The organism is Phycisphaerae bacterium, assembly GCA_035384605.1.
Classification (GTDB): domain Bacteria; phylum Planctomycetota; class Phycisphaerae; order UBA1845; family PWPN01; genus JAUCQB01.
In genome coordinates this window covers 22,729-48,933 of sequence record DAOOIV010000006.1, presented here as the reverse complement: position 1 = coordinate 48,933, position 26,205 = coordinate 22,729, and the positions used below count along the sequence as shown (strand labels likewise).

Here is a 26,205-nt window from a genome sequence, read left to right as displayed (position 1 = left end):
ATGGCCCCTGTGCTTGACAAACGCCTCTGGGGGGACTAAAGGCCACCGATGCGAAAGACATTGTCGTGACCGGGAACCACCTCGTCGGCCACTTCTAGAATGTCTTCGAACGACTTGCGGGCAGCTTCTATCATGGCCACATGCTCGTATACCTGCCCGGCCGCGAAGTGTTCCTGAGTGACGATCGCATCTCCGGTGATGACGGCGGTTTGCGTCGGCAAGGCAAGCAGCAAAGCTGCTGATCCCGGCGTTGCACCGACCGCGGGAAAAAGATGAGTCTGGGCTGTCAGGTGTTCCGGGGCCGCCTCGATACGAGCCACAAGAGATTCCTCCTCATCCAGCAGCTTGCAGAGTTCCGGGTCCTCGGGTCCCTCCTGGGCTCGTTCGCGCATTTCGTTCAGGTGTGCCTGTACTGCCTCGATCTCGGGCCGGTACATGAGCCACGTGGCTCCGGAGAAGAGCGACAGGGAGCGTCGATGTATGGGGCGGAATGTGGTCAGGAAAACCGCCTGGATCTGCTCAGGCTTGAGACCTGATCGCTCCTCCAGCCGCTGTGCCAGCACTTCCGCCGGAAGGCTAGGGTCCACGAGGATCGTTTCATTGTCCGCCCGGATCAGCGTTGTGGTGGCGTGTGGAAATCGCTTGGGCTCGGTCTCGCCCCAGAAACGGTTTCGGCTCAGCGTCCCAATACTGATGACCCGGTATTGCAGACTCATACGTTCTCCTCAACGTACAGATGGCACTCGGGTTGACGAGCGACCGCCACATTCTAACCGAGGCGTTGAGCCATGGGCGAGGGCCTGCAGCAGGAAAAGATCAAAGCTCAAAGACGGGTGGGAGGGGTCCCGACAGGCTGGGACGAACTCAAACGGGTTTCAGTCTCGCGTTGAGGCGTCGATAATGGCCGAGACCAAGCCGGGAATATCATGTGGGTCGGCCTCGGCGGCCACCGAATACCCGGCCTCGCGGATGGCCCGTGTGGTGACCGGACCGATGCTGGCAAGGCCCACGGTGTGCAACCGCTCACAGTGCTGCGGCCCAAGCAACCACAACAGGTTGACGAACGACGACGGGCTGGTCAGCGTGATCCAGTCAATCTGGCCGCGATCGAGTCGCTCAACGAAGACCGCAGGCAGGGCCGCAGGCCGTTTGGTCCGGTAGATGGCCAGACTGTCGCACTGGGCACCGGCGGCTTGCAGCGCGTCGGGCAGTTGCGTCCGGGCGATGTCGGCCACAAGCAGCAAGATGCGGCTGCCCCGCACTCCCTGTTCGACCAGTGCCTGGGCCATTGATTCACCGACCGCTTCGGGGGGCACGAGGTCTGGCCGCGCACCTTGTTCGGTCAGCCGCCGGGCCGTGGCAGAGCCGATCGCGGCGATCTTCACCCGAGCCAGGCAGCGGGTGTCGAGCCCGATGGCCCTGATCCGGTCACACATCGCGTCGACGCCGTTGGCGCTGGTGAGCACCAGCCACTGGTAGCGATCGAGATGTCGCAGGGCGTCATCCACCTTGCGGTAGTCCTCGACCGGACCGAGTTCGATGGTCGGGGCCTCGATCACCTCCGCGCCGGCCGACCGCAGGAACCTGCCGAGAGTGTCCGCTTGATCACGCATGCGGGTGACCGCGACCGTCCGACCGTGTAGTGGTTGAAGACTGCGCGACTCCATTGGCTTCCTTTCGACTGATGCCGGTGTCGCCTCTAACAGAACCTTACGGCCCGACAACCGTGCGGCCTGCTCGAATGCTTCTGGATCGCAGTGCGCTTGAGCTGCGGCGTGCAAAAAGGCGGTCCGCTTAGGTCAATTGCGCACTGGCCGGCAAGCCCCAGTGGTGTGCTGCCGATAGATGGTACCTCGTGAACAACGGGCGCGGAAGCTCAGACTGTCTGACCTTGCCGACAGGGTCCGCGGGCGATTCGGTGAGGGTGCGTGACAGTCTCGGCGGGCATGCCGACCGGTCCAGGTTGGGCGATCAAGGCCCTTCAGCGGGTTTGCCCGCCAAAGGCGGCCTCTTTGCCCTTCGGGAAAGACCGCTGAAGCGGTCTGGCTTGCGTTCACGACAACCGGGTCAGCCGCGAGGAGTGCCGCCGCTTCTGTCACGGACTCATTCGGTGATCCGAGTCTTATGGGCATGTTTCTGAAACGGTGGCGACATCGGTCGATGGTTGCGGCGGGTAAGACAGAATCGTCGGCAGGTCTCATGCGCTGCGCGGATTCTGACCATACCCTACCTTCGTAACGCCACCGAAAACGGGGTGCACCCGGATCTTGTTACCCCGCCACTCGGTATTTACAATTCTGGGGGATGAGCGCGCGGCCGGTGCGCGTGTGTCGCCACGAGATCTTGGTTCTGAAAGGATTGTGACGATGGGTGTACGATTCATCGCGTGCTTCTCGGCGGTTTGTTTGATCTGCGGTGCCTCCGGCGGGCAGGCAAGCCGCGAGGAGGGGCCTTCGGCGAGCCGCCCGGCAACTGAGCCCGCCTCTCAACCCGCGCCGTTGGATCCGGCGGTCGAGAAGATCCTCGACCGGCTGGAGAACAAGGATGTGCGCGATGTGCAGGCCGATCTGGTGTATATCAAGAAAGACCCTTTAATCGATTACGAGCAGAAGTACAAGGGTGTTCTTCGTTTCATCGAAGACAAGCCCAGCCCGCGATTCTTCATTCGTTTCGATGAGTGCATCGTCGAAGGGGTGGTCGAGAAAGAGAAGGAGTGGCATGTCTTTGACGGTCGGTGGTACATCGAGGTCCGTGAGCGGTCGAAACAGGTGATCAAGCGAGAAGTCGTGGGACCGGGCGAGAAGGCCGAAGATCTCTTCCGAATTGGCAAGGGGCCTTTCCCGATGCCCTTCGGCCAGAAGAAAGGTGACATCATTCGTCACTTCACCATCAAGCTTGTTGCTCCCGGCCCGACAGACCCGCCGAACTCGGATCACCTGGAATGCACACCGTTGCCGGGAACGGAACTGGATCGCCGCTACGGCAAAGTCCACTTCCACATCGACCGGACGCTGGACGTACCGGTTCGGGTTGCGACGGTGGCTAAGGAGGACAAGCAGGAGATCGTTGCCTCGTTCTCCAACGTCCGACTGAACAAAGGCATGGCCGCCAGCGAGGTCAATCTTCCCAGCCTGCCGGGCTACGAAGTGCGAGAGGAGCCGATGGCCGAACCGGCCGGGGCCCCGACGCACGATTAGGCGTCAGGGCGAGTCTTGACTGGCCGGAGCGCTGGGAGTCGTCGAGGGTGTGCTGGTGGGCGGCGTGGCCAGTATCTTGGCGCGAGCGTCTTGTTCGCTCGACGGTTTGACGTAATCGTCGATCAGCGATTCACGAACGATGATTTCAACGCGGCGCGCCTGGGCCCGCCTGTTCACGTCGTAGACGCCTGTTGCCAACGGCTCGTTGGCTCCCACGGCCGAGCAGACCAGTGCCCGCCGGTCCACGCCGCGCAGGACAAGCTCATCAGCCACTGCCTTGGCCCTTCGAAATGAGAGCTGCAGAGCGTCATCATCGGTCCAGTCCGCCGGCCGAGGCTCCTCCGCCGCGTGGCCTCGGATCTCCATCTTGTTGCGGTGGCCCCGGACCGTTTCGGCGATCTGTTCCAGGGCTTGCTTGCCCTCCGGGGTCAGCTTGTCCGAGAACGGCTCGAACACCACCGGACCGCCCATGGTGATCTCCATGCCGTCGCGAATCTTCCGGAGCCGGAAATGCTTGCCGTAGATGCCTTCCTCTCGCGTGTCACCCCGGTAACCACCCGTTTCCTTCGACGATATGGCCTCCAGCTTCTTGATCAACGCCTGGTAGTCGATCTCATCGTTCGGGCCGATCGTGCCCCCCGCTCCGAAGGCGGCACGGATGGATTCAAGTGCTTTTTTCAACTCGGGCGTCGGCGTGCCGCCCCCCGGAGAGTAGTCGGCGAAGGCTGCCAGCAGAACGAAGAAACACAGCAACAGCGACATCATGTCGCCGTAGGTAAGTACCCACGCCGGAGCGCCTTCGGCCGCAGGTTTCTTCGAGAGAGCCATGGCGCGTTCCTGCTGAGCGGTTGACCCCGCTACTGCCGTTTCTTACCCTCGACGCCGTTGATCAACGCCCGCTTGTCCACGGGAAGATAGACCGCCAGCTTGGCCTGGGTGATTCGCGGGTTGTCGCCGGCCTGCAACGACAAGATGCCTTTCATCATTACCGTTCTCAACAGCATCTCCTCCTCATTTCGATAGGACAGCTTGTCGGAAAGCGGTAGGCAGAGCACATTGGCAATGATCGCCCCGTAAAACGTGGTCAGAATCGCGACCGCCATGCCTGGCCCGATCGCCTTGGGATCGTCCATGTTTCGCAGCATGGCAACCAGCCCCATCAGTGTCCCGATCATGCCGAAGGCCGGAGCATACTTGGCGGCCATATCAATGATGCTCTTGCCCTGATTGTGCCGCTGGTCCATGGCTTCCATCTCGGAAGTGAGAATCTGTTCGATCTCGCCGGCGGCCGTGCCGTCGATCACCAGCCTGATCCCGTTCTTGAGAAACTCGTCTTCGATCTCGTTGAGGGCGTTTTCGAGTGACAATACCCCCTCGCGGCGGGCCTGCTCCCCGAGCGTCACAAGCTTTTCGATGGTTTCCGGGATGGTCATGGCCTTCCCGAAGAATCCCCGCATGTACACCTTGTGAAGTCGCAGGAAGCGCTCTACCGTCTGGGTCGTCAGGAGAACAAACACGGTTCCGCCAAGGACCAGAATGGCCGACGGAGTATCCCAGTAAACACTGATTTGGCCGCTGGTTCCGACCCACAGGCTCCAGACCACCATGCCGATCGCGGCAACCAATCCTATTAAGGTCGCTAGATCCATGTACTTGGCTCGGCGGTTCCTATAATGCCCGCTTTGACGACCAGGTTCCCGACTCGATGGCGGGCGCGCGGCAAGCCCGCCTCCGAAGTTGCTATCGGTTCACTGGGGGCTGCTCTACACCAATGAGAACGCGGGAAAGACTCCTCGGGCTGATGAGCGCGAGCGAACCCATATCGGACGGCTTGGCCGGGCTTCACACAACAATGACGCAACGGGCACAGGCCGATAAACCATCGATCATGCCGGCATGGGGGCTGCCGAGGGTGCCGAACGCGCACCGCCGTATGCCTTGACCGGCGGTCGCTCGGCCGAGGGGGGTTCGGTCGTCTGCAGATGTTCGCCAAACCGAACCAGACGCGCGGAGTTGAAAATCACGATCGCGCTGGCCACCACATGCAAAAACGCCGCCAACATCGGCGAGATCTTGCCGAGGGCCCCGAGGGTTTCCAAAACCACGATGTAGGTTATACCGAGCAGCATGTTTTGCCAGATGACTCTGGTGGCCGCTCGTGACAGGCGAACCAGGAAAGGCAACCGGCGAAGATCGTTGTTCATCAAAGCGATACTGGCGGAGTTGATGGCCACGTCGCTGCCCGCCGCTCCCATGGCCACACTCAGGTCGCCGGCCGCCAGTGCCGGAGCGTCGTTGACTCCGTCACCGATGACTGCCACGCGGTGTCCCTTGCGCTTCATCTGGTCGACCAGCTCGAGCTTGTGAGAAGGCAACACCTCGGCATAAACGTCGGTGCACCCCATTTCCCCGGCTACTCGTCGGGCCACCGACCACTTGTCGCCGGTGACCATGGTAATGGCTCGCACGCCCAGATCCCGTAATTCGGCGATCGCCTCCTTGGCTTCCTCGCGGGTCCGGTCCTCAAGGCCGATCCAGCCGATCAGTCGCCCGTTGCGGCTGACGTACAAAACGCTGATGCCTTCCGGCTCCTTGAAATTGGGGTCGTTCAGCAGGCCCAGGTCGACGCCGCGATCGGCCAGGAAGGTGTTGCGCCCCACGAGGATCTCGTCGCCGTTGATTCTTGCGGCCACGCCCTTGCCGGTCACCTCCTCGAATTGCTCCGGCCGGACCAGCGACAACCGGGCCTTCTGGGCGACGGCCATCACTGCCTTGGCGTTCGGGTGCTTGGATAACGAGTCTGCCGAGGCTGCCAGCTTAAGCAGCGTCGCCCCGTCCACGCCCGGTGCTGGTTTCATCTGCGTGACCGTCAGTTCGCCGGTCGTCAGCGTGCCGGTCTTGTCAAACATGATCGCGGTCAGGTTGCGGGCCCCTTCCAGCGTTGAAACGTCCTTGACCAGGATCCCCAGCCGAGCAGCGCAGGAGAGAGCCGCCACCATTGCCGTGGGGGTAGCCAGAACCAGAGCACAAGGACACGCCACAACCAGCATGGCGATGGCCCGCGACATGCCTTCCGGTCCACGGATAAAGAACCACACCAGGAAAGCCAGCATGATAATCGTCGGTGTGTACCAGTTGGCGTACTGGTCAATGATCCGCATGAGCGGGATGCGTGTCTGCTCGGCATTCATGATCAGCTTCTGCACCCGGCCCAGTGTCGTCTCCGAACCCGCCCGCGTCACGCGGATGTCGAGCGAGCCGGTCAAGTTCAGGGTGCCGTTGAAGACCTCGTCGTTGACGGTCTTGTCCACAGGCATCGACTCACCCGTGATCGTCGCCTGGTTGATGGTCGATTCACCCGCCACCACGACGCCATCTGCGGCAATGTTATCCCCGGGCCGCACCCGGATCAGATCGCCGGCCTTCAGCAGTCTGGCCTCGACCTCCTCCTCGGTTCCGTCCGGCAGAATCCGATGAGCCTTGGTCGGCGTCAGCCGGATGAGTGATTCGATCGAAGCTCGGGCACCCAAAGCGGTGCGGGTCTCGATGAGCGTCGCGATGACCATGAAGAAAGCGATGACCCCCGCCTCCTGGTACTTCTCAATGCTCAATGCAGCGCCGATGGCCAGGGTGACCAGCAGTTCCATCGGCAGGTTGCCGTGCCCGATGTGTTTAAGCGAGTGGAACGCCAGCGGCGCCCCCAGACAGATCGCCCCAATCAGGGCGAAAATCGCGCTGTACTGCTTGTCGGGGAATATCCATTCCGCAACGAAGGAATTGATGACCAGCAACCCGCCCATCAGAGTTACGATGAGCAGAATCGTGGATCGTCCGGTTTGTGCTTCGATCGAGTCTTTGAGGTGATCGTGTGCCATATCCGCGGTTTGTCTCCCTGGCTATTGGTCATCACGGCCGACTACTCTCGCCGGCCCGAAGGTCTGATCAGCCGCCGGCCAGCTTGGTGCCACTCGACAAGGTCGGCCCCGCCGGCTTGGGTCGCTGACCTGCTGGAAGCGATTCCCCGCAGCCTTGGAGGTCTCGATGGTCCGTTCCAGCTCGGCTTCTTCGCCGTCGGGACGACGAGCGCGAAGCCCACGTATCTTACATCATACGATGGCGGCTGTCGCTTGGTTTGGGCAGGCCAACACAGGGGTCCGTGACGGCTCAGGGGCCTCTTTGAGAACCTCGACCGCAAGCGAGCGGCGAAACCATAAGGCAGCCGCGCCATCCGCCCAGGCTGTCACGAACTCAGCAACAGCGCCGTTCACAGGTACCCTTGCGCGAGACGGAAACCCGTCCGATGCCGTTTTGGCGAAGATTCACGTCCCCCAAAAAAGCCCCGGAAATTCGCGACTTCAGTGCTTCGGACCGTACTGGAGCCACATACCTTGCTGGAGGGGAGCTGGGCTTATCGGACATTCCGGGAGACCGGAACGCTGAGCGAGCGGTTTATCACGATCCGCTGGCGTACTGGAGGCGGTTTACGAGCTTGTTTTGCGGTGAGGCAGCCGATGGGGCAGGGGTGATCCGAAACCCGGGGCATGGGCCTGCCCATTGAGTCTCATTGAACTCGCGGCTCGCTTGGCAACCGGTTACCATACCCGAGGTGAGAAACCGGCATGGGTTTGCCCTTTCGGGAGCCGCAGCCACAGGACTGTCCCAGTCCGGGGCATTCGTGCCGATCTTGCGGGTCTCTTCGGCATCCTCTGAGACTGGTGGAGCCTCGCGTATGCTTGTCGGGACCGTCGCCTCAGTGGCAACAATCCTGCAGCTAGTTGCCGTCGCATTGGCGGTTCGCGTTTGGCGCATTACCGGGAGATCTCCCGTTTGGCTGATCATCTCCATCGTCGCCCTGCTGATGGCCGCCCGACGCATCATGAGTTACTCGCACCTGCTTGGCTACCACCTGTCGCACGGCGAGAATGCTGATCCTGCCGAGCTAACCAACGAGTGGGTCGGACTGGCTATATCCATTCTGATGGTGGCAGGCATCGCGTGGGCCGGACCATTGCTCAGGTCGGTTTACGAATCACGCGAAGCTCTCCGCCGCCAGGCCGAGGATCTGGATCACCGCATCCGCGAGCTGAACTGCCTGTTTGGTATGGCCGACGTGGTTAACCGGTTTGGCGCCTCACTCGAGGACATCATCCGCGAGACGGTGGAATTGATCCCGAAAGCATGGCGATTGTCGGATGTTGCCTATGCCCGCGTGCTCATGGATGGTCGCGAGTATCGGACGAGCAATTTTAAGGTCACCTCATGGTTGATGAGCGAACCCATTCTGGTTTTCGGGCGTTCCTGCGGCGAGGTTCAAGTAGGCTATTTGGAGCAGCGGTGGCCTGAGAATGGTGCTCCTTTTGTTCCAGAAGAGCGTCGACTTCTGACCGCCATTGCGGAGCGACTTGGCAAGATCGCGGAGCGGCATCAGGTTCAGGAACAACTGAACCAGCACCGGGAGGAACTGGCTCGCGTCTCGCGTCTCAGCACCATGGGAGAGATGGCCTCCAGTCTGGCCCATGAGCTCAACCAGCCCTTGGCTGCGGTCGCCAATTACGTCCGCGGATGCCAACGACGACTGGGCTCGGGAACCTGGAATGAGAGCGAGCTGATGCAGGCCCTGGCCGAAGCTGGGAACCAGGCGGAGCGGGCCGGGCAGATCCTCCGCAGCCTGAGGGACTTTGTGGCCGCACGCGAGCCTCGACGGGTTCCTGCCGACATCAACAGAATCGCCGAGACGGCGGTTGACCTGGCGAGGCCGGAGGCTAAAGTGCGAGGCATCGCCATCCGATTCGTGCCGGCCAAGGATCTGCCGCCGGTGTTGGCGGATGCGATTCAGATCGAGCAGGTTGTGCTCAATATCGTTCGCAACGCGCTGGAGGCGATGAGCAACACCCGCCTGAATTGCGGGGAAGTGTTTGTCAGCACCAGTGCCGGCGGGCCCGGCGAGGTGGAGGTTGCCATTCAGGATTCCGGGCCCGGCTTGCCGGCCGACGCCGTAAAGAAGGTGTTTGACGCCTTCTATACGACAAAGCCCGAGGGCATGGGCATCGGTCTGTCGATCAGCCGCTCGATCATCGAAGCTCATCGGGGCCGGCTGTGGGTGACGCGGAATGAGGACCGGGGCGTGACCTTCCGCTTCGCGCTCCAGACCTGTCATGGAGAGAACGGTTATGCCGTCTGATTCCATTGTCTTTGTGGTGGACGATGACGCCGCCGTCCTTGATTCGCTTCGTTTTCTGATCGAGTCGGTGGGCCTGCGGGTCCGGACGTTCTCCTCTGCGGACGAATTCCTCGCTGCCTACACGCCCGATCAGCCCGGCTGCCTGGTGTTGGATATTCGAATGCCGGGAATGAGCGGTCTGGAACTCCAGGAGCAACTGGCGAAGCGCGGCTACACACTTCCGGTGATCATCATCACCGCCCACGGCGATGTACCCTCTGCCGTACGGGCCATGCACGCCGGGGCCGTCGATTTTATGAGCAAGCCGTTCAACGATCAGAGCCTGCTGGACCGCGTCCACCAGGCGCTGGCCAAGGATGCCCGGACTCGTCGGGACGAGGCCGTTCGCGCCGCCATCGCTGCGAAGGTTGCTTTGCTCACCCCGCGCGAGCGCGAGGTAATGGACCTTGTCGTATCCGGGATGTCCAACAAGGGAATCGCCGCCCAACTGCAGCTCAGCGCTAAGACCGTTGAGACCCACCGCGCTCGCGTCATGGAGAAGATGGAAGCCGGCAGCGTGGCCGAACTCGTACGCATGGTCTTGACGGTGAGAGAACCCGCCAACAAGGGATGAGCACCGTTCAGCCGGCGTCCCTCCCCAACCGGGCTCCTCGACCGGACCCGCATATCAGTTTGAATGGATCTTTTGCTGATGTACTCCAGGACGTCCGTGTCCCGCCGACGGCTTGACCTCAGCACAACGCCGGCACCGCCCGTTGCGGGGCGACGGATGAACCCTCAGGAACACCGAAGTCGACAGGAATTGTCTTGACGCTTCGGGAATCGGAGTCGTAGAATCGTTTTTGCTGTCGGCGGCGACAGTCAATTCTTATTGATCGTTCGAGATCGACCCCCGGTTTGGGGAGCGACGAGTACCGGAGCACACAGAGTTGCCGGGGCCGAGGCGAAACCGTGCGTGCGCACAAAGGGTCTCGCGGTTCGCCGGATGACCCAGGACCCGTCCGAATCGGAGATCAGGGAAAACGGGTAGCCGGATAAGACAAGCCTGAAACCCACACGGGCCGAAAGCCGCTTTGATTGCAGGCCGCATGGCCCAGCGGCGGCATTCATCGGCGGGGTGTGATTTATCGAGGCGGAATTACTGCTCGTCTGTCCAAAGCATCTGGTTCAGGAAGGAGGTTGTCATGCCTAAGCTTTTCACATTACTAACGGCCGTGGTGAGCATCACCTTTGCCACAAGTGCATCAGCGGACGTCGATGCGTGGTATCCGTTCGAGAACAACGTCGATGATGCTACCGAGAACGGCTACAACGGGACGATTATTGGTTCGCCGGCCTATGCGGCGGGGGTGGTGGGCCAGGCATTCGACTTCAATGGCACGGACAACCGTGTGGAGTTCCCCGGGGCCCCCGGCTCTGTGGGCACAACCGTCACGGTGGCCTGCTGGATCAACAGTGACCAGCAGCTCAAGAGGTGGGTGGTGAGCAACATGGCGGTCGGCGGGTGGGGCCTCAAGCTCCAGGACAACGGGGCGTTCGGGCTGGTTCTGCAGACAACCGCCGGCAAGAAAACCCTGAACACAGCCAACGGCGTCTGGACCGCCGGCGTCTGGCAACACTGGGCCTGCACCTTTGACGGAGCGGTAGCCAAGACTTACAAGAACGGGGTACTGATCAGCACTGTGTCCAGCGGCCTGGCTCCGCTGAGCCACAGCTCGAGCGGTGTGATGACGGTCGGGCAGGAGCCAGGAGACCCCGCGGGCTACTATGACGGCAAGCTGGATGAGCTGGCCATATGGAACCGCGTGCTCGACGCGGGTGAAATCGCCGAGCTTTACGCCCGTGGTGTTGCTTGGCCGATCTCAGTCACGCCGGGTCTCAATCAGAACCTCACCGCCCTGCAAGAAGGCACGTCCCCGGGACCTATCGCCTATACGGTGGCCAATGGCGACGGGCTTGGTTCACATACGGCCGATATCGCCGAGGTCGATGCGAACGGGGCTCTATTCGACTACGACTGGCTGTCGTTGAGCGCATCGCAATTGACTGTCGCGGCCCACGGCCAGGAGGTGGTCACCGCGACGATCGACGTCAACCCGGGCGGGACGCCGCTGTCGGACGGTCTCCACACGGCCTATATCAAGTTTACCGACGACCGCAGTCCCGAACCCTACGAGATAATCCGGCAGATCGACCTGACGATCATCGGTTGCAGGGTCGACGCGACTCCGCACGCAGCGGCGCGCGCCTACGTCCTGGGTTCAAATGATCCGGTGGACACCGTGGTCTTCACCGTCTCAAACCCCGGGAAGGACAACGTCTCGTACGACATCGAGAAAGTGACCCCGTGCGCGTGGCTGACGATCGATAAGAGCACGGTCGGCCCGCTCAACAACGGTGATTCCGACACGGTGACCGCGACGATCGACCCGTCGGGCCTTGCTCTGGGAACCTATTCTTGCGACCTCTGTTTTGTCACCGCCGCATGCAGTCCTTCGGATCAGGAAAACGCCAGAGTCTGGCTCGACGTCGTCAGCCCGTCATCAATCATCTCTGTGCCGGGGCTTCGGGCCTACTACCGGCTCGACGACCAGACGGTTGACTCCTCTGGTCACGAGTACCACGGCATTCCAGTGGGCACGATCGGCTTCGCCGACAATCCGCTGAACGGGACTCGAGGGTTGTTCCTGCCTAATCCCCTGGACCAGATCGGGGATTCGATCACCGTCCCGCCCGAGGCAGGTGCGGTCAATACGGCACTGACCCTGGCGTTTTTCATTAAGCCCACTGTGGTCAAGGAATCCTGGCTTATTCAGCGAGGATTCTGGGGGGCGAAAATGACCACCAACTCGCCCCTGACGTTCAGGTTCTACGACACCGGAGGAGCAAGGAAGAACGTCACGACTACTACAGCTTCGCAGTTGGACACCCTCCAGCACTGGATCGTGGTCTATACGGACGAGGGCAATGGCACCGTCAGATGGTACCTCAACGGAGTCCTGGATAAGGAAGCGACCGGTCTGGGCATCATGCAGAACCCCACGGCGGTCACCGAAATGACCATCGGTTCCTTCACCTCGAACGCGCCGGCGGACGAATTCGCCGGGCTGCTCGATGAGGTGATGATTTTCGACAAGGCCTTGAACGCCTCTCAAGCGCTGGACGTGTATTCGTGCGGGGCCCGCGCTGTCTGGGCTGACGCGGACCAGGACAAGGACGTGGACCAAGCGGACTTCGCCCGGTTTCAGGCGTGCATGACCGAAGTCTCCCTTCCTGAGGGACGCGAGCCGTGCCGGTGTTTCGATCGCGATCGCAATGGCACCGTGGACATGGTGGACTTCGGCGAATTCGAGAAGTGCGCGACGGGGCCCGGTATCGCAGTTGACCCGGCAAACCCGCCGAGCGACTGCAGCCTGTAGGATCGCATTTGAGGTCGGCCCGGGGCAAGCTCGCCAGAGGGCGGTTGTGAGAATGAAGGATAGAACCGGGTTGCGGGTTTCTTCGTTCGGATTCTGTTACCATAGTCTCGCCGACCCGGTGTGCTGCGGCCTTCGACCCTGAAGTCTGGTGGGCTTCAGGGCGCACGAGGCTGCCAAGGAGAAGGCTGTGGGTTGATGCCCTGCAGGTGCGCCCGGCCGAGTCGCTGAGTATGAGAAACAAACCCCCTGCGCGTCTCAAAACCTGTGAGGCAGCCGCCCGAGGCGGGACGGCTGAGACCGACCCGCCGGCCGATCTGATGGCCGGCCGGCGCGAACCAAGACGCGCCTCGTGGAGGACCTGCGTCTTTGGACTGGTCAGCGTCCTTGCTCTCGTCCCGATCGGCTGTGGGGCGGCGCCGCCGACGTATCACGCCCGGCCCTGGGTAAAATCCGGCCGTCAGGCCATGGTCGCCAGCGACAGCATCCACGCCTCCCGTGCCGGGGGCGAGATCCTGCGTTCCGGCGGCAACGCGGTCGACGCAGCGGTTGCCACCTCGCTGGCCCTTGCGGTCACGCGGCCTTACAGCACGGGCCTCGGCGGAGGCGGCTTCTTCATGGTGCGTCTCGCCGCGACCGGTGAAGTGTTTGTTCTCGATGCTCGCGAGTGTGCCCCGGCCGCCGCGACGCCCGACCTTTTCACCAAGAGCCGCGAGCGATGGCCCGACGCCCCTCCTCTGAGCCGATTTGGAGGTCTCGCGGTCGGCGTACCGGGCCTGCCGGCCGGCCATCGCGCACTGCTGGAACGTTTCGGTACCCGCCCATTGAAGGACCTTGTCGAGCCGGCCCGGTCACTTGCGGCGGACGGCTTCGCGATCGACGCCGATTTTCGCGGCGCGGTCAGGAGTACCCTGCAACAGATCGACGACCACCCAGGCCTGCCGCAGCGAACGGCGGCACTGCGTCGAGCTCTGTTGTTTGATGGCCGCGTGCCTGAAATCGGAACCATCCTTATACAACCGCAACTGGCACGCACGCTCCAGGCGCTCTCGGCTCAAGGCCTCGCGTCTTTTTACACCGGCGACATGGCCGCCCAATTGGTTCAAGCCGTCCGGCAAGATCGCGGTGTCATGACCGCCGGCGATCTGACCGCCTACAAACCGGTCTGGCGGAAACCGATCCGTGTGCAATACCGCGAACATTTTGATCTCTTCCTCATGCCGCCGCCCTCGTCCGGCGGCATCTGCATCGCTGAGGCTCTCAGTATTCTCGAACGCTGGGACTTGAGAGCAATTCACCGCAAGGATCCCGGCTTGGCGGCACATCTGACGGTGGAGGCAATGAAACATGCGTTTGCCGACCGCGCCCGGTTTCTGGGCGACGCGGACCATGCGAATGTCCCTGTCGCCGTGTTGACCGGCAAACCCCACGCCCGGAGCCTTGCCGCTCGCATCAATGAGCAGTCGGTCGCCGACTCCGCTGCCTACGGCCAGACGGAACCGACATCCGCTTTGCCTGAGGACAGCGGGACTTCGCATTTCTGCGTGGTGGATCGCTGGGGCAACATCGTGTCGGCCACGGAGACGATCAACACCGGCTTTGGTTCGTTGCTCTACGTCGAGGACCTCGGGATTGTCTTGAACAACGAAATGGATGATTTCACGACTGAGCCCGGCCAGGTCAACGTCTACGGCCTGCGACAGTCAGATGCGAACCTTGTCGGCCCGCACAAGCGGCCGCTTTCATGCATGTCGCCGACCATCGTCCTGAAGGACGATCGACCTTTTCTTGCCGTCGGCGGTTCCGGCGGCCCGAGGATCATTTCATCCGTCCTCCAGGTCTTGCTCAACGTTCTTGAGTATGATCTCGGTCCCGGCGAAGCGGTTGCCGAGCCAAGGTATCACCATCAATGGCAGCCCGACCTGCTCTACCGAAACGATTACCCCGCCGATCACCCGGTCGTGATCGGTCTCAAGCGGCGAGGCCACCAGATTTCCGATCAAAAACGCGGTGCCGTTGTTCAGGCTGTCCTCGTCAGCGATGACGGCCTCATCGGGGCCAGCGACCCACGCAAAGGAGGCCGGCCCGACGGATACTGACGGCTTTGTCTTCGTGAGCCGCCAGGTGCATTTCAAGGTCGATGGCGAGGATTTCCATCTCGATTGGGTCTTCTATCACATTTGCCAGCGCTCCCGCCGGTGGGTTCCGCTCGATCGGTATCCCGCCGCTCACTCCTCGCCGGCAGAAGCGGATTATGGCAAAGGTGTGGCGGCTCGGCGGCGGGGTTGTTCACCCTTGCCCCGCAGGCTGCCGATCTGGGTTTCCTCGGTGCCCCAGGTTGCCGAGGCCATCTGCAAGGCACCAGCACGTCCGGCACCGTCGTTCTCGTTGACAAGCAGGTCCCAGTAGAAATCAGGGCCGTATCGCAGCAGGAGCCTGGGAACACGGAATTCGTACCAGGTTTGTCGCGTTGCCTCGTCGCGGCGGGCCGCAATCTCCAACGACTGGGTCGGCTTTGGCAGCGAGATCACCCCAACGCTCAGGGCCGGCAGCAGGAAGCGCCGAGGCCCATGATTCGACACGAGATCCTGGACCGTCGGATCAGATACGGCAAAGACGCCGACCGCCGTGCCCAACTCAAACCTCGGCACACCGTTGACCAGTGAGACAGTAAGCAATAACGGATCGATTTCCTCGCCTTTCGGCTCGCCGAAGATCAAGCTTACACTGTCGGACCGCCAGAGTCCCGGAACCGGTGAGGTGCAGTGAATATCATCACTGACTTGCACAGCCACATAGAGATCTTCGCCGAAGAGTCCCATGCGAACATCGGCCGCGTAACCTTCGCCGCCGGCATACGAGCGTGCCTTCGTCCTGCAACGATGGACAAAATCAGGCGTCCAATCCATCACACCGCTCAATCGGTGGGGCTCAACGCCGGACCATTCGGAAAACTCGGCATCGACACGCGGGGCCGACGTCAAGGTTGGAATCTCGAAAGCCGGAGGATCCTCCAGATCACGTGCCATACGCAATGCGGCGACCGCATCGGGATCGGGCCGGTCCTGGCGGATGGTGATCATCCGCCGGTCAGCAGGAACGGCTTGTGGCGTCGAAATGCAATACAAGAAGGCACAATCCCAGAGCAGTAGCCGCCCGTTGCCCTGTCCCACGAGATGGAACCATCGCTTGGGGAACGCGATGCTCTTGAGGGACTCGCCGCTCGCGGCGTCGAAAACGCGAAGATGGCTTACGTCCCGAAGGTGATTCTGACGGAACGTTCGATCTTGAGTGACGGCGACGACATACGGGCCCATCCGCTTGATCAGGCGAGGCTCATCAAGCAGGGTCAGGGTTTGCCATAACTGGCGGCGATCCTTGTCGAAGGCCCGGATGCGTCGTGCCTCGAAAGCATAGGTAATATCCTGTTCATCTCCATCTCGTTGCCCAGTCGTGGCCGCAAGCATCGACGGGTCATTGATCGGAACCTCTCTCGTTTCCTGCCCGTCGAACAAAATGAACGTCGGAGCTGTCTGGGATAACGCCCTGCCACCGTGCCAGCCGAGATGCACCTGCACCTGATGCTCGACAGTCCGTACGCCGGCGATCGGGCGATTCATCCGCTTGTTCGGGTGGTCCTCCCAGATGGTGCGGCCCGTCTCCGCATCCAGTATGAATACATCGTCGAGGGTCCACACCGCCACCCAATGCCGATTGAACGTGGCCTCATATCCCCACGGCAGTGGCGATTGCCTTTGCCACCGGAGAGTCGGCACGGGCTCCATGTTGCGCATTTGCAGCAGTTCAGAGCGGATCAGAAGGTGGTCCGGGTCGTCGTCACTGAGCACGAAATCGCCACGATCCACGGCGGGCAGGCCCCACCGAACCCACTTGTCCGCTCGAGACGGGACCTCGATTTCCACCGGCTTGGCGTCAGTCTCGGGGCTCAACCAGGATGGGGCGATTTCATCGAGCTTTTGCTCCATCAAGACATTCAGGCCGGTTTGGCTCCCGCCTGCGAGACGGTCGCCCAGATCGCACAGGTAGCCACATGCATCCTCGCGATTCCAGTTCTTCTGCGCGCGGACCGCCCCGGTGGCGGCGTCGAGCACGTAGAGCGCCTCCCAAGACGGGCACATCAAACCTCTCGGTCCGAGGGTCGGCAGCCCCACCATGCCAGAGACGGGCAGAGGTTGCTCCCATACGGGCCGGCCATCCGCGGGCCTGATCGCGCTAATGGTGGTACCGCTAACCAGATACGCCCGCTCGTCATCGGCCGCAGCGATGGCCTTGAGATCGAGCATCTCGCGACAGTAGCGCGTCTGACCTGTTGAACGATCCACTGCCAGAAGCACATGAGAATCGACCGGGGCGAAGAGAACCGTATTCTCAAAAACGGCGACAATGCCGGCGGGGCGGCTGGTGGTCATGTGGGAGGCCCACTTGGCTGAGTTCATCGTCTTGAGGCGTGGATACGACATGGCCCAGCGAGTTGTTCCATCCATGATGTCCACGGCGGCGACGACTCCTGCTCCCGTACACAGATAAGCCACTCCGTCGGCGATGACCGGGGCCGCGTTGGCCAAAGGGTGATCGATGAAAAACTGGTTCTCATAAGCAATCAGCGAGCCGCCGCTGTAAAGGTGGTTGAGCCAGAGGAGTTCTCCGGTCTCGGCCGACAGACCGACGACAAAGAACAGCGGCAGGGCTTCGCGAGGTCGCCATGCAAGGGCCACGACCACCCCTCGGCTCACGGCCGGATCTCCCGCCATCATGATGTCCGCCAGTTCCGGCAGATACAGACTGCTCCAGAGCATTCGGCCGTCGGATCGATCGAGCGCAAAAACCGCGCCGGCGTGCCTGTAGGTGTCATGGTGGCCCCAGGCGAGGTAACAGTAAACCCGGTTGCCGGTCACAACCGGCCTTCTGGCTCGCGCGCATTCGATGAACGTCTTCTGAGGCTCGTACTTCTGACTGGGGAAGGTCATGGCATTGTGTTCGGGAGGCAGAAAAGTCCAGAGCGTCCGATTGTTGCGCAGGTCCAAGGCCTGGACGGCGTCACCCATGTTGAGCACCAGGCACTTTGAATCCCCGAGCGGTATCAGGGGCACGAATTCTTCCGCAAACGGCGGAACGTCGCTTTCGACCACAGCTCTGGCCTCCCAATGAGACTGCCATCTGCGCAACGGCAGTGTCGCGCGCAGCACGGGCAATCGGGTAACGACCGAGGCGGCCAGATCCAGTTGTGCCGGTTCCGCTACGGACGTTCCCGGCGATGACGACTGCCAGGAGGCGAGATGCCGGCGCAGCGACTCCTTGGCGCCGCCCGCTTCGACAACCACGTCAGGGACAGACTCAGGTGAAACAGACTCGCCAGACTGAACGCGGCAGAAGATTTCGCGGGCCAGCAGATCGGGATCAAAGGCTCCTGCCTGTCGAACGGCCCGCCCGTAGTAAAGCGAAGCCAACGCCGGAAGACCGAGATCCAAAAGGTTGTCGCCAATCATGACATCGACACGACGCTCAAGCTGAGGAATGGGATGCGAAAGACGAAACGCCACGAGGGCCCGCCAGTCATGATTGTCGGCCAGTTCCCTCAAGACCGGTTCATAGGCGGCGACCAGGGCCTGAGCCGTCTCCGCAGAAAGGCTTGATAGCGACTCGCCGACCCATCGCCGCAGGGAAATCCACGTAGTTCCCCCATCCGATTGCTGGATCAACGATTGCAGCGGGAGGTTCTGGTCGAGGGTCGAGCGGATGCTTCTCCAGTCACGGTTCTCAACAAGTTGTGGCAGTCTGCCGAGCTTGCCGGCTGCGGACAGATCCGACGGAAAGAGCGGATCGCAACCCATCGGGAACTTGCAGAGTTCCTCGCCTCGCCAGCCCCTGGAGCAGCGGTGGTCGTTTCGGTCCCACGGCGGATCCGGGGCCATGATCCGCTTCAGGATGCCGCGATAGATGGCAAGGGCCTCATCCGGCTTGCCGTGATTGAACAGCGTATCAGCAAGCTCGAACAGCGGATTGATTCCCTCAGGCTGCGGTCCCAATTCGTCAGCGATTGTTTTCACCCAGAACAGGGCTCGCTCGAAGCGCCACAAGCTGCCTCGATACACCGCCGCCAGCCGATTGGCCAGTTCCGCTCGCTTGAGGTGACCCGGCGGTAGCAAAGCTATGGCTTTCTCGATCGATTCGGCTTCGAGATGGAAGGCCTTCGCTTCATGGTGTCGGTTTGCCTTCTCAAGCATCGAGACGAACGCGGCGTCTTGTGCCGGATCCGCGGCGACGGATGCCCGGGCAGTTGCCGGTTGTTGAGCGAGGGTTTGCGTCGCAGCGGTCAGCAGCAGGAGGGCAGTCAGCGATACTGCCCATCGGCACGCGAATCGGCCGTCCGCGATCCGGAATCCGAGATCCGGGATTCGAGATTTGAGACTTGCAATGCCGAACTCACCAACTGAGACTCGAGATACATAATCCCTCATCAGAGACCTCGGTGGTCGCCGCGCCCACACTTGCCGACCTGCCCCCACGTTCTCATTTGCTGTTCTCTCCCCGCGGCCCGATCAACATGAGATCGCACCAGTTGACGTAGTCGCCGAGATCGCCGCCCGGCCCGAAATCGACCTGCAGCTCGATGTCCTTTGCTTCCGCAAGGGGCAGCAGCAGCCGGCGCCCCTTCTGCCCGCCTTGGAGCATCTCCTTGCATGCCTCTTTGCCGCTGAGACACACGGCCACCTGGCAATCGCCGCGCCGGCCCAACCAAGGATCAAGCCCAACGTGCCCCGTGAGGTACATCCACCTGCCGCTCAACTGAAACATGCACCGCGAACGCGGGCGCATTCCTAGACCGCGCTCAAACCAGCGATCACCGATCCGCAGGGGACCCCCAAGGGCGTTGCGATCCTTTCGAGGCAATGCCGGCGCACCGAAGTAAGCTCGTCCGTCTCCCCGCAACGGCAACTGCGTGAGGGGCGTCAATGCGGTGCCAGGCCAAACGACCCGCAGGATGGCCTCCCGGCCGACGCGGCACCGTGAACCGCTGCGTTCAAGAACGACGTCTTGGTCCGACTCGCCGATCCTGTCGCAGTACAATCGTTCTCCGTCCGCCAGTTCCACCAGGAACTGGTTCGCCTCGCGGCCATCAGTCGTCGCCGAGTCGGCGGCCAAAATGATGGCCGAGACCGTTTCGAGTGGTATGTGAGTCTGACCGAACTCGGTGTTGACGGTCACTTGTCCGTCGCTGATCCGGTCGACACCGGCGGCTACCACATCACCGTTGCGCAGCAGCACGAAGGGCGGTGCCGGATGATCGCCGGCGAGCGAGACCGGTGCAGCCTGGTAGCGGGCAATCCGGGAACCATCCAGTTGGAGGGACTTCCAGAGCGGGCTTGTGAATGACCAGCGCCGATCGTTGCCGCCGGCCTGGGGCTCTGCGATGATCGATTCGCCGTTACGGAGCACGACACGAGGTCGAAAGCCGGGCAGTGTGGCCGCGCCGGTCTCCAAGAGCAGGGCGTCCTTCGCCGGGACAACGAGCGTTTCGCCCGCCGGAGTGACCGCCTTGACACCCAGATCGCCGGTCAGCTCCCACGTCCTGGCCAGGATGATCTGCTCCTGAGAAAAAACGATTGGGCCGTCGAAGGTCTCGATTCCTCTTGTCGGCTCTTGGGCATACAGACCGGTCAGCGTAAGTGAGATCGCCAGCCAAGGCATGAACGCGTCTCCGAATGGTCGCAAGACTCCGCGCGGTAAGTCGCCCGTACTTGTACACAATCAAAGACATCGAAGCAATACCCGCTTGGGGATAATGACCGGTGGCCCATTGCTGTTTGACTGTCGGCGGCGGATGGGTCAGGATGATGGAAACCACGGGAGGCAAGACGGGGAGACCGAACATGCACACAGAACTGACACGCCGGGGCTTTATCAAACAGGTCGCCATCGGGGCGTCCGTTGCGGCCGTGCCCACGGTGGCCCGGGGATACCCTGCCAATGAGAGAATCCGCCTGGGCTGGATCGGGATCGGCAATCGGGGCGAGCAGCTTCTGACGGAGGTGACGACCCAGTTCGTGCGAGAGGCTTGCACCGTGGCGGTCTGCGACCTGCTTGCTGACCGCGTCGCCAAGGGCCTTCAATTGGCGGCCCTAGACCGGCCGAAAGGCTATACCGACATGCGCACCATGATCGAGCACGAGCGCCTCGATGCGGTGATCGTGGCAACCCCCCGGCGACGCATGCCGAGGTTTCAATCCCGGTCATGCAGGCGGGCATCCACTGTCTCCAGGAGGCCCCGCTTGAGACGACCGTCGAGAAGATCGATGCGCTCAGCCGCGTAGCCCGCAAGGCGAAGGTGGTATTCCAGATCGGGGCACAGCGGCGGTACCACCCCGGGTTCACCGCGGCCCTGCCGCGTCTGCTGAAGGGTGAGTTCGGGAAGATCACCTTCATGCAGGGCCATTGGCATTGGCCGTGGGCCCTACTGACTCATCCGATCGACAGGACGGGCGGCATGTTCCTCGATCAGGCCTGCCATCACTTCGACGTGATGTGTTGGGCCATGAACGAGAAACCGCCGATCACCTGCACCGCCATGGGCTATCATCAGGCGCGTCCGAAGGCCGGCCCCAAAGCCTTCAGCCCCACGCATGCTACGGCTTCCTTCCGGTTTCCCGACGGCAGACTGTTCGCCTACACACACCTCTTCTGCCTTCCCAAGCGGTTCACCGACGAGCAGTTGCAGATCTTCTGCGAGAACGGTTGCCTGGACCTGATTCGCGGGATGTTCTATGACGCTGACAGCACCGAGAAACGGATCGGAGAGGCAAGCGGTGACGATTCAATGAAAGGCACAAGCGAGATGCTCAGGGATTTCTTCGCCGTCATCCGCGACGGCGGCGGCCGCGCCCCGCGGGCGAGTCTGGAAACGGCTCGCAACGCCGCCCTGATGGGCATCATGGGGCGAATGGCCATGAGCAGCCCGTCCGGCGATGCCTACGAACCCCGCGTGATCCACTGGGCCGACCTGCAAACAACGACCGATCCGGAAACGAAACCGGCGTCAACCCCCTCGGGAAACGGGTGAGAGAAGGCCTCCGCTGCTACAGCCCCTCCTGCAATCACGAGGCCGCGAGGTGATGTATTGGTGAGCTGGCAGGATCCAGGTTGGCCCTTATTTGGCGACAGGCCCAGCATTGGTCATCGCCACTCGGTCTGCAGTCGAGCTGCCGAGCGAACGGATGTAGGGCACCAACTGGTGTCGGCGGAGTTCGCGTTGACCGGTGCCTCGGGCGCGCGGTCGAGCGGAGTCAGTGGGTCGCGTCCTTTGATCGCGCCGACCGGCAGGCGGGTCAAAGAGCGACGTATAGGAGAACAGACAGAAATTGCCCGTCTTGTCCACGGCGGACGCGATCTGCTGTCGGACGACTGAAATGCCTTGCTCCGTCGGAAGCTTGCCGTCAAACCACAAGCCGGGCACCACGTCGATCTGACGGCGATAAGGCATCCACATCTCCAGCCCCTGATCGAACTTCTGGACATCGGGCTTGTAGTTCATCGGAAACGCGGCGTCGATCAGCCCCCAACGCGCCCAATAGAGCTCATCGCGAAAGTGGCTCAGACTCTGCCTGCGGTTGGTCCCGACGGAAGCGGACAGTATTGCCTGTGGCCGCGTCTCGCGGACCATGTCACGAATCTGGGCAACCAGCTTGGTGACCTGACGAGTCCGCCAGCGGTCCCAGTTGGCCTTGTTGTCATCCGGGTTCGGCCACAACCATGATTCCCCCCGATATAGCTCGAGCGTCCGCTTGTCGCGCGGGTAATCGATGTCCGAGCCCACGGGAATGGCCGGCGGCTCGTTGGGGAAGCGGATGTAGTCCATGTGCAGCCCGTCCAGCGGGTAATTGGCAAGAAGCTCGCGAAACACGTCGACGATGTACGTCCGAACCTCCGGCAGACAAGGGTTGAGACTGACGTAAAAAGAGTTCAGCGGCTGACGCCGGCCGTGCTGGTCATACCAGAACCACTCAGGATGCTTGTTGTAAAGCTGGTCCGGGCACTTCGGCGGGGCTTCGCCCTTCCAGGCGGGCATGACATTGACCCAGGCGTGGATCTTGAGTTTGCGTCCATGAGCTTCCCGGCACGCCACCGCCAGCGGGTCGAAACCCGGCGACTTGTAGTCGTACTCTTCCGACCACGGCTCGATCTTGGACGGATAGTAAACCGTGCCGTTGCCGCGAACCTGGAAGATGACGTTGTTAAACCCGGCGTCGGCACAGTTGGCCATGACCTGCTTGACATCCTCGGGGCTCCCATAATCGGTGCGAACGACCCAGACGGCCCGGACCGGTCCGTCAAAGCGCGGCCCCGTTCGGCAACCGGCCAGCAGGCCAAGCGCAATCGCGGAAGTGACCACAAGAATTCTGCCCTTCATGATGAACCTCCAGGAAATGTCGGGTCAACATCTGACACAGGTCGCCCGGATCGTACCAGAAAACGGCCATCCTGGCACGCGATATCGGCCTGACGGCGATGGCGTCCTGCGGGCCGGTTACGCTCGTCTTGCCCCATCCCTTTGCCCGGGTAAGATGGTAACCTCCGCCGGTCGGGCAGGACAAAGTTAGGCTGCTTAATCTAACCCCAAGGAGCGTACCATGGCTTCCGATGAGATCAACGACACATGCATGCCGCGTCGGGATTTCTTGAAAAAGTCCGTTGCTACGGCCGGAGTGATCGGTGCCGGGGCGGGCGCCGGGACCGCCGGGTGCTCTCACCACCCACACGAGATCGGCCCTCACGGAATCGAGGCAGGAGATATGGCTGCTCCAAGCGATAAGCGAGGCTACAACGACGTTTACGCCGGGCGGTACATCAACCGGGTGGCCTTCCCTCTTGGTGGAATCGGGGCCGGCATGTTTTGCCTGGAAGGGACCGGGGCGATTTCGCACCTCTCGCTGCGCCACCAGCCGGAGGTGTTCAACGAGCCCTGCACCTTTGCCGCTGTATGCGTGAAAGGCGAGAAGAATATCGCCCGCGTGCTCGAAGGTCCTGTCCCGGCCTGGAAGGTCTTCGGGGCCCCGGGTAGCGGCAACGGGGCAGCCGGAAAGACGTACGGTCTGCCTCGCTTCCGCGAAGCGTCCTTCAAAGCACGTTTCCCCTTTGGCATCGTGGCTTTGTCAGACAGCCGGGTACCACTGGCCGTCGAAATCACCGGCTGGAGCCCTTTTGAGCCGGGCGACCCCGACAACTCGTCGCTGCCCGTCGCCGGATTGGAGTACAGGTTTACGAACACCAGCAAACAGGCCATTGATGCGGTGTTCTCGTTCAACACCCGCAACTTCATGGCTATCGGCAACGATGGCCACGGTGTTCGACAGGGCCATCAGGGATTCGTCCTCTGGCAAAAGGGCAGCGAAGACAAGCCCTGGGAGCAGGGCGAGTTCTCGGTATCCGTCACCGATCCGGACGTGAGGATCAACCACGCCTGGTTCCGGGGTGGTTGGTGGGACCCGCTGACCATGGCCTGGAACGACGTCCAGAACGGCGCCTGCTACGACCGCCCCCCGGTGACCGAAGGCGGGCCCCCTCCCGGAGCCAGCCTGTTTGTTCCGTTCTCGCTGGCCCCTGGCGAGTCAAAGACCGTCGTGCTTCAGGTTGCCTGGTACGTCGGCAAGACAACCTTGCGAGTCGGGTATGACCCGAAGGATCTCCCCGAAAGCCAGAAGGACCGTTTCAGCCCGTGGTACTCCGGTCGTTTCGCCAACGTTGATGCGGTGGCTGCGTACTGGCGCGACCGATATACCGATCTCCGTTCGCGTGCTGAGCGGTTCGCCGATTGCCTTTACGCAACCTCGTTCCCGCCGGAGGTGATTGAGGCGGTTGCTGCCAACCTGACAATCCTCAAGTCGCCGACGGTGCTGCGGCAGACCGACGGAAAGCTATGGTGTTGGGAAGGCTGCTGTGACGATCATGGCTGCTGCCATGGTTCTTGCACGCACGTCTGGAACTACGCCCAGGCAATTCCTCATCTCTTCCCGTCACTCGAGCGGACGCTTCGAGAGACGGAGTTTCATGTGTCCCAGGATGAGCGCGGCCACCAGGCGTTTCGTGTTTCGCTGCCGATCCGCCCGCCGGACCACGGTTTCCATGCCGCCGCCGACGGCCAGCTCGGCGGGATCATGAAGACGTACCGTGAATGGCGGATCAGCGGCGACACTGAGTGGCTCAGGACCATGTGGCCCAAGGTCAAACAGAGCCTCGATTACTGCATCAACACGTGGGACCCCGGTCGCAAGGGCGTGCTGGAAGAACCGCACCACAACACCTACGACATCGAGTTCTGGGGCCCCGACGGCATGTGCAGCAGCTTCTACATCGGGGCGCTGACCGCAGCGGTCAAGATGGGCAAGGCTCTGGATCAGAATGTATCGGTCTATGAAGACCTGGCCGCCAAAGGAACCAGGTTTATCGAAGAGCAACTCTTCAACGGCGAGTATTTCTTCCAGAAGATCCAGTGGACCGGGCTTAAGGCCTCGAATCCGCTCGAGGCCATAAGCCTGCACAGCCATTATTCGCCTGAGGCCATCGAGCTGTTCAAGAAGGAAGGGCCCAAGTATCAGTACGGCACAGGCTGTCTCTCGGACGGCGTGCTGGGCTCGTGGATGGCGATGGTTTGCGGAGTCGGTCAGGTGCTCGACCCCGGCAAGGTGACCAGCCACCTCAACAGCGTGTACAAGTACAACCTGAAGCATGACCTTTCCGAGCACGCCAACCCGCAGCGCCCCAGCTATGCGTGTAATTCGGAGGGCGGTCTGCTGCTGTGCACATGGCCCAAGGGCGGCAAGCTCTCGTTGCCGTTCGTCTACAGCGATGAGGTGTGGACGGGTATCGAATACCAGGTGGCGTCGCACTTGATACTGATGGGGTTGGTGGACGAGGCGCTGGATATCGTTCGAACCTGCCGTGACCGGTATGACGGCCGGGTCCGCAACCCCTTCAACGAGTACGAGTGCGGCCACTGGTACGCCCGGGCCATGTCTTCGTACGCCCTGTTGCAGAGCCTTAGCGGCGCCCGTTATGACGCGGTGGACAAGATCCTGTACCTGGAACCCAGGGTGAAGGGCGACTTCCAGTGTTTCCTGGCGACAGCGGCAGGTTACGGTATCGTCGGCGTGAAGGACGGCAAAGCGTTTTATGAGCCCAAGGTCGGGCCGGAGATCAACGAGATCAAGTACACGCCGAGAGCGTGAGGGCGAATGACAAGAGCAAGTTGTCAGTCGTCAGTGGTCAGTTTTCAGTCTCTCATTTGGCCGATTACCGACTACTGATGACTGATCACTGATCCCTTGTTCCGGTCTTCTTTGGTCCGCCCACGACGGATCTCCGGCATTGGCGTCTCGTCATGGGTCATTCGGGCCCG

Annotated in this window: 16 protein-coding genes; 8 read left to right on the top strand and 8 right to left on the bottom strand. The window is 61.8% G+C overall.

Going from position 1 to position 26,205, the window contains the following annotated elements:
• Positions 1 to 35: 35 nt before the first annotated feature.
• Positions 36 to 716, bottom strand: coding sequence for an MBL fold metallo-hydrolase (locus PLL20_02970; protein HPD28931.1), 681 nt, complete (start codon positions 714 to 716; stop codon positions 36 to 38).
• A gap of 159 nt (positions 717 to 875) precedes the next feature.
• On the bottom strand, positions 876 to 1,613 hold the full coding sequence (locus tag PLL20_02965; protein HPD28930.1) for a uroporphyrinogen-III synthase: 738 nt from the start codon (positions 1,611 to 1,613) through the stop codon (positions 876 to 878).
• Between the two features lie 753 nt (positions 1,614 to 2,366).
• Here PLL20_02965 and PLL20_02960 point away from each other — a divergent pair.
• Positions 2,367 to 3,197 carry a hypothetical protein gene (locus PLL20_02960; protein ID HPD28929.1) on the top strand — a complete coding sequence of 277 codons (831 nt, stop codon included), beginning with the start codon at positions 2,367 to 2,369 and terminating at the stop codon, positions 3,195 to 3,197.
• A gap of 3 nt (positions 3,198 to 3,200) precedes the next feature.
• Here PLL20_02960 and PLL20_02955 read toward each other — a convergent pair whose 3' ends face one another.
• The 3 genes from PLL20_02955 to PLL20_02945 all read right to left on the bottom strand — a co-directional run bounded on the left by PLL20_02955 (position 3,201) and on the right by PLL20_02945 (position 7,072).
• Complete coding sequence (locus PLL20_02955; GenBank protein HPD28928.1) at positions 3,201 to 4,025, bottom strand: OmpA family protein; 825 nt, start codon at positions 4,023 to 4,025, stop codon at positions 3,201 to 3,203.
• 29 nt (positions 4,026 to 4,054) lie between these two features.
• Positions 4,055 to 4,846: a MotA/TolQ/ExbB proton channel family protein gene (locus tag PLL20_02950; GenBank protein ID HPD28927.1), complete on the bottom strand. Its 792-nt coding sequence runs from the start codon at positions 4,844 to 4,846 to the stop codon at positions 4,055 to 4,057.
• Positions 4,847 to 5,083: 237 nt separating this feature from the next.
• Positions 5,084 to 7,072 (bottom strand): cation-translocating P-type ATPase, encoded by a 1,989-nt coding sequence (locus PLL20_02945; protein ID HPD28926.1) that lies wholly within the window; start codon positions 7,070 to 7,072, stop codon positions 5,084 to 5,086.
• A gap of 854 nt (positions 7,073 to 7,926) precedes the next feature.
• Here PLL20_02945 and PLL20_02940 point away from each other — a divergent pair.
• The 4 genes from PLL20_02940 (at position 7,927) to ggt (ending at position 14,893) form a co-directional block, all read left to right on the top strand.
• Positions 7,927 to 9,378, top strand: a complete 1,452-nt coding sequence (locus PLL20_02940; GenBank protein HPD28925.1) for an ATP-binding protein — start codon at positions 7,927 to 7,929, stop codon at positions 9,376 to 9,378.
• The gene (locus PLL20_02935) at positions 9,368 to 9,991 is read left to right on the top strand and encodes a response regulator transcription factor (GenBank protein HPD28924.1); all 624 of its coding nucleotides are present in this window, start codon (positions 9,368 to 9,370) and stop codon (positions 9,989 to 9,991) included. The genes PLL20_02940 and PLL20_02935 overlap by 11 nt, the downstream gene beginning before the upstream one ends.
• A 571-nt stretch (positions 9,992 to 10,562) precedes the next feature.
• Positions 10,563 to 12,797 carry a LamG domain-containing protein gene (locus PLL20_02930; GenBank protein ID HPD28923.1) on the top strand — a complete coding sequence of 745 codons (2,235 nt, stop codon included), beginning with the start codon at positions 10,563 to 10,565 and terminating at the stop codon, positions 12,795 to 12,797.
• 230 nt (positions 12,798 to 13,027) lie between these two features.
• A complete protein-coding gene (gene ggt, locus PLL20_02925) occupies positions 13,028 to 14,893 on the top strand; it encodes a gamma-glutamyltransferase (GenBank protein HPD28922.1) in 1,866 nt (621 codons plus the stop codon).
• Positions 14,894 to 15,046: 153 nt separating this feature from the next.
• Here ggt and PLL20_02920 read toward each other — a convergent pair whose 3' ends face one another.
• Positions 15,047 to 19,273, bottom strand: a complete 4,227-nt coding sequence (locus PLL20_02920) for a PQQ-binding-like beta-propeller repeat protein (protein ID HPD28921.1) — start codon at positions 19,271 to 19,273, stop codon at positions 15,047 to 15,049.
• A 52-nt stretch (positions 19,274 to 19,325) separates the two neighbouring features.
• Positions 19,326 to 20,504 (bottom strand): NPCBM/NEW2 domain-containing protein, encoded by a 1,179-nt coding sequence (locus tag PLL20_02915; GenBank protein ID HPD28920.1) that lies wholly within the window; start codon positions 20,502 to 20,504, stop codon positions 19,326 to 19,328.
• A gap of 182 nt (positions 20,505 to 20,686) precedes the next feature.
• Here PLL20_02915 and PLL20_02910 point away from each other — a divergent pair, with 182 nt between their 5' ends.
• Together PLL20_02910 and PLL20_02905 are read left to right on the top strand one after the other, a co-directional pair.
• On the top strand, positions 20,687 to 21,127 hold the full coding sequence (locus PLL20_02910; GenBank protein HPD28919.1) for a twin-arginine translocation signal domain-containing protein: 441 nt from the start codon (positions 20,687 to 20,689) through the stop codon (positions 21,125 to 21,127).
• Positions 21,049 to 21,873 (top strand): Gfo/Idh/MocA family oxidoreductase, encoded by an 825-nt coding sequence (locus PLL20_02905; GenBank protein ID HPD28918.1) that lies wholly within the window; start codon positions 21,049 to 21,051, stop codon positions 21,871 to 21,873. Before PLL20_02910 ends, PLL20_02905 begins: the two co-directional genes overlap by 79 nt.
• An 87-nt stretch (positions 21,874 to 21,960) precedes the next feature.
• Here PLL20_02905 and PLL20_02900 read toward each other — a convergent pair whose 3' ends face one another.
• Entirely contained in the window at positions 21,961 to 23,220 is a 1,260-nt protein-coding gene (locus PLL20_02900) for a family 10 glycosylhydrolase (GenBank protein HPD28917.1), read from the bottom strand.
• Between the two features lie 382 nt (positions 23,221 to 23,602).
• On the opposite strand from PLL20_02900, the gene PLL20_02895 reads away from it, so the two are divergent.
• Positions 23,603 to 26,035, top strand: coding sequence for a GH116 family glycosyl hydrolase (locus PLL20_02895; protein ID HPD28916.1), 2,433 nt, complete (start codon positions 23,603 to 23,605; stop codon positions 26,033 to 26,035).
• The last annotated feature ends 170 nt before the right edge of the window (positions 26,036 to 26,205 follow it).